Genomic DNA, 4,613 nt, shown 5'->3' on the forward strand with positions numbered 1-4,613 from the left:
GATCGCGCTGGTGTTTGGGGACGAGGCGCTGAGCTATGGAGAGCTGAACGCGCGGGCGAACCGGTTGGCGTGGCGGCTGCGGGATCGCGGGGTTGGAACCGATGTCGTGGTTGCGCTGGCCTGCGAGCGCGGCGTCGGCATGATGGTGGCGCTGCTTGCGGTGCTGAAGGCGGGGGGAGCCTATCTGCCGCTGGATCCGGACTATCCGGACGAACGGCTGGCGCACATGCTGCGCGACAGCGGCGCGGCGCTGGTGCTGACGCAAAGCGCGCTGCGCGACCGGTTCGCGGCGGTGCTGGCGGAGACCGGGGCCGAGGCCTGGCTGATCGATGCGCAGGACGAGGGAGGGAACGACAGCAATCCGGCCATCGCCGTGCATCCCGAAAGCCTTGCTTATGTGATCTACACCTCGGGATCGACCGGCGTTCCGAAGGGGGTGATGGTCCGCCATGATGCGGTGACGAACTTTCTGGCGACGATGGCGGAGCAACCGGGCCTGACGGCCGACGACCGCGTGCTCGGCCTGACCTCGCTGTCGTTCGACATCGCGGTGCTGGAACTGTGGCTGCCGCTGACGATCGGCGCGCGGGTGGTGCTGGCGGATCGCGCCGCGGCGCATGATCCGGCCCGGCTCAAGGCGCTTGCCGCCACGCACGGCGTGAGCCTGATCCAGGCGACGCCGTCGACCTGGCGGATGCTGCTGGATCACGAGGGCCCGCTTCCACAAGGCTGCCGGGTGCTGAGCGGCGGCGAGGCGCTGGCGCCGGACCTGGCGCGGCGGCTGGTGGCGCAGGCCGGGGAGGTCTGGAACCTGTACGGCCCGACCGAGACCACGGTGTGGTCGGCGCGTCATCGGCTCGATGCCGCGGACGTCCGCCCTGCGCTGGGCGGTCCGATCGGCAACACCACGCTGTACGTTCTGGATCGCGACCTCAATGTTGCGCCGGTCGGAGTTGCCGGGGAGCTTTATATCGGCGGCGCCGGTCTGGCGCGCGGCTATTGGCGGCGTGGCGCGCTGACGGCGGAGCGGTTCATCCCGGATCCGTTTGGTTTGCCGGGCGCGCGGCTGTATCGCACCGGCGATGTGGCGCGTTGGCGTGCCGACGGTGTGATCGAATATGTCGGCCGCTCCGACCATCAGGTGAAGATCCGTGGCTTCCGGATCGAGCTTGGCGAGATCGAGGCGCGGCTTTTGGCGCAAGCGGGGGTTCGCGCGGCGGTGGTGGTGGCGCGCGAGGCCGGCGCGGGGCGTCAGCTGGTCGGCTATGTCAGCGGCGAGGCGCTGGACGCGGCGGCGCTCAAGGCTGCGCTGGCGGCTTCATTGCCGGATTACATGGTGCCGGCGCGCATCGTGGTGCTGGAGCGCCTGCCGCTGACGCCGAACGGCAAGATCGACCGCAAGGCGCTGCCGGCGCCGGACCAGCTTGCGGCCTCGGCCGGGCACATCGCGCCGCGCACGCCGGCGGAAGCAGCCCTCGCGGCGATCTGGGCCGACCTGCTGCAACAGCCCACCATCGGCGTCACCGACAACTTCTTCGAGCTTGGCGGAGATTCGATTATCGCCATTCAACTCGTCAGTCGCATTAAGCGCGATCTCGGTCAGGACCTGCCGCTGAGCCGGCTGTTTGACATGACGACCGTCGAAAGCATGGCGGTTGCGCTCGCGCCTGAAATGGAAGTCGATAAGCGCAGCGACGACATAGCCGCGATGCTCGACATGCTGAAGGAAGTCGAACTTGCCGATGAGTGACACCGCCGCGCATAAGCAGCTTCGCGATATCTCTCATCGCCTGATGCGTCTTGACGCTATCAAGCAGAAGACGTTCCTGACGCAGCTTGCGGCAAGGGGTGTCAATCTTGAGATGCTGCCGATCGCACGGCAGGAGCGAACACAGGCGCCGTTATCCTTCGCGCAGTCGCGGCTGTGGTTTCTGTGGCGGATGGACCCGGATAGCTCCGCCTACAACATTTCGGCGACCGTGCGGATACGCGGCGACCTTCAAATGCGCGCGTTGCAGCAGGCGTTCGATACGTTGGCCATTCGTCATAGCGCGCTCCGCACGATCTTCCGGCAAGAGGGCAGCGAAGCTGAACAGATCGTGCTCGATCCACGACCGGTCGCGCTTCGGCAGGTGATGATCGATGGTAATGACCGTGAAGGGCAGGCGCGCCTGCTGGCGCGTCAGGAAGCCTTGATGCCTTTCGATCTCGAGGCGGGCCCGCTGATGCGCGTCGCATTGCTGGCGCTCGGGGAGGACGATCATTTTCTCGTGGTCACCTTGCACCATATTGTGGCCGACGGCTGGTCGATGGGTGTGCTGGTTGACGAGTTCTGGAAATTATATGCGGCATTTGCGTGTGGCGAAACGCCAACGCTAGCGCAACCCGATATTGAGTATGTCGACTATGCCGAATGGCAACGGCTATGGATGAGCGCAGTCGACGGCGGACGGCAGGTCGAATATTGGACCGGCCGCCTCCAAGACCCGGCCGTGTTGCAGCTTCCGATCGACCATGCGCGGCCGGCGGTGCCCGACCTCGCCGGATCGGCGCTTCGCCTCGCGCTCGATCCGGAGCTTGCGGATGGGTTGCGCGCGCTGGCTCGTCGGCATCGGACGACGTTGTTTGTCGTGCTGTTGGCGAGTTTCAAGCTGCTGCTCTACCGTTACACCGGTCAGTCAGACATCTGCGTCGGCGTGCCTGTTGCCAACCGCCACCGCGATGAAACCCGCGGCGTGATCGGGCTGTTCGTCAACACCCAGGTGCTTCGCACCGAGATCGATGGATGCGCCACGATTGCGGACTTCATAGGCTCTGTCCATTCGGCGACAATTGAAGCGCAGGAGAACCAGGACCTTCCATTCGAGCGCTTGCTCGAAATCCTGCAACCAAAGCGCAGCCTGAGTCAGAATCCACTCGTTCAGGTACTCTACAACCACCAACGCCGGCGCGCGTCGGGCAATCCACCAAGTCTGACCAACCTACAGATCGAAAAGATCGATGCTGAGGCAGAGACAGTCAAATTCGACTTCGCCCTCGATAGCGAAGAAGGGCCGTCCGGCGAAATCCGCGCGATCTTCACCTATGCAACCACGCTGTTCGAGACTGCCACGATCGAGCGTCTTGCGTTGCATTGGGTCACGATCCTTAGGTCGATGGTCGAGAAGGATGCGCAGCCGATCGCCGGCATGGACCTGCTATCCGAGGAGGAATGGGCCAGACTGCGCCGATGGAATGGAAGTGCCGACACTGGAAGTTCATTCGAGCCCGTGCATCGAACGGTCACCAAGTTCGCGCGCGAGACACCGGATGCGCCGTCGCTGATCTTCGGTGACGAGATTATCACCTATGCCGAGCTTGATCGTCGCGCCAATCAGCTTGCACACCGCTTGATCAGCCTAGGCGTTCGTCCCTCTGATCTGGTTGGCATTTCGGCGCGACGTTCGCCGTCGCTCGTCATTGCGTTCGTTGCGGTCTTGAAGACAGGGGCGGCCTATCTGCCGCTCGATCCCGAGCATCCGGCGAAACGACAGGTCGACACCCTGCGCGATGCGGGTGCGCGTGTTGTGCTGATTGATACAGAAGATGCGACGCTGACGCCGCTGGCCGGAATTGAGGTTGCTGCGCTCGACTCGTCTGATCTGGAAGCGGAATACGACGGTGACGTGGGGATCAAAGTAGCGCCCGCCAGTCTGGCCTATGTCATCTATACGTCAGGCTCCACCGGTGTCCCGAAGGGCGTCGCCGTCGAGCACGGGCCGTTCGCGATGCATTGCGAGGTCACTGCCGGTCTTTACGACATGGATCGGAACTCGCGCGAGCTGCACTTCCTCTCCTTCACTTTTGACGGCGCCCATGAGCGCCTCTGGACGGCGTTGACGTGCGGTGCCGCGCTCGTAATGCGCGACGGCGATCTATGGTCGGCCGAGCAGACGCTGGATGTGCTGCGCGAAAAGCGCGTTACCAACGCAGGATTCCCGACGGCTTACGTGCAGCAGCTCGCAGACTTCGCGGCGTGGCACGGTGATCCGCCGCCGGTTGAGCTCTACTCCTTCGGCGGTGAGGCAATGCCGAAGGAGGGCTTTGATAAGATCAAACGCGCACTGAAACCGCGGACACTGATCAACGGCTACGGTCCGACCGAAACCGTTGTGACCCCATTGGTTTGGAAGGTCGACGCCAGCGCAGAGATCGATGGCAGTTATGCGCCGATCGGCCGGCCGGTCGGACGCCGCTCGGCCTATATTCTGGATCGCGAGCTCAACGTTGCGCCGGTTGGGGTTGCCGGGGAGCTTTATATCGGCGGCGCTGGTCTGGCGCGCGGCTATTGGCGGCGCGGTAAACTGACGGCGGAGCGGTTCATCCCGGATCCGTTTGGTTTGCCGGGCGCGCGGCTGTATCGCACCGGCGATGTGGCGCGTTGGCGTGCCGATGGTGTGATTGAATATGTCGGCCGCTCCGACCATCAGGTGAAGATCCGCGGCTTCCGGATCGAGCTTGGCGAGATCGAGGCACGGCTTTTGGCGCAAGCGGGGGTTCGCGCGGCGGTGGTGGTGGCGCGCGAGGCCGGCGCGGGGCGTCAGCTGGTCGGCTATGTCAGCGGCGAGGCGCTG

2 protein-coding genes are annotated in these 4,613 nt (G+C 64.4%); both read left to right on the forward strand.

Annotation, left to right across the window (positions count from 1 at the left end):
* Nucleotides 1-1,750 (forward strand): amino acid adenylation domain-containing protein (locus B2M20_RS18560; protein ID WP_139372962.1); only part of this gene is annotated, 1,750 nt, incomplete at its 5' end.
* A partial coding sequence (locus tag B2M20_RS18565; protein WP_139372963.1) for an amino acid adenylation domain-containing protein occupies nucleotides 1,743-4,613 on the forward strand: 2,871 nt, incomplete at its 3' end. The genes B2M20_RS18560 and B2M20_RS18565, both read left to right, overlap by 8 nt.

Source organism: Nitrobacter vulgaris (assembly GCF_002028545.1).
GTDB classification, from domain to species: domain Bacteria; phylum Pseudomonadota; class Alphaproteobacteria; order Rhizobiales; family Xanthobacteraceae; genus Nitrobacter; species Nitrobacter vulgaris.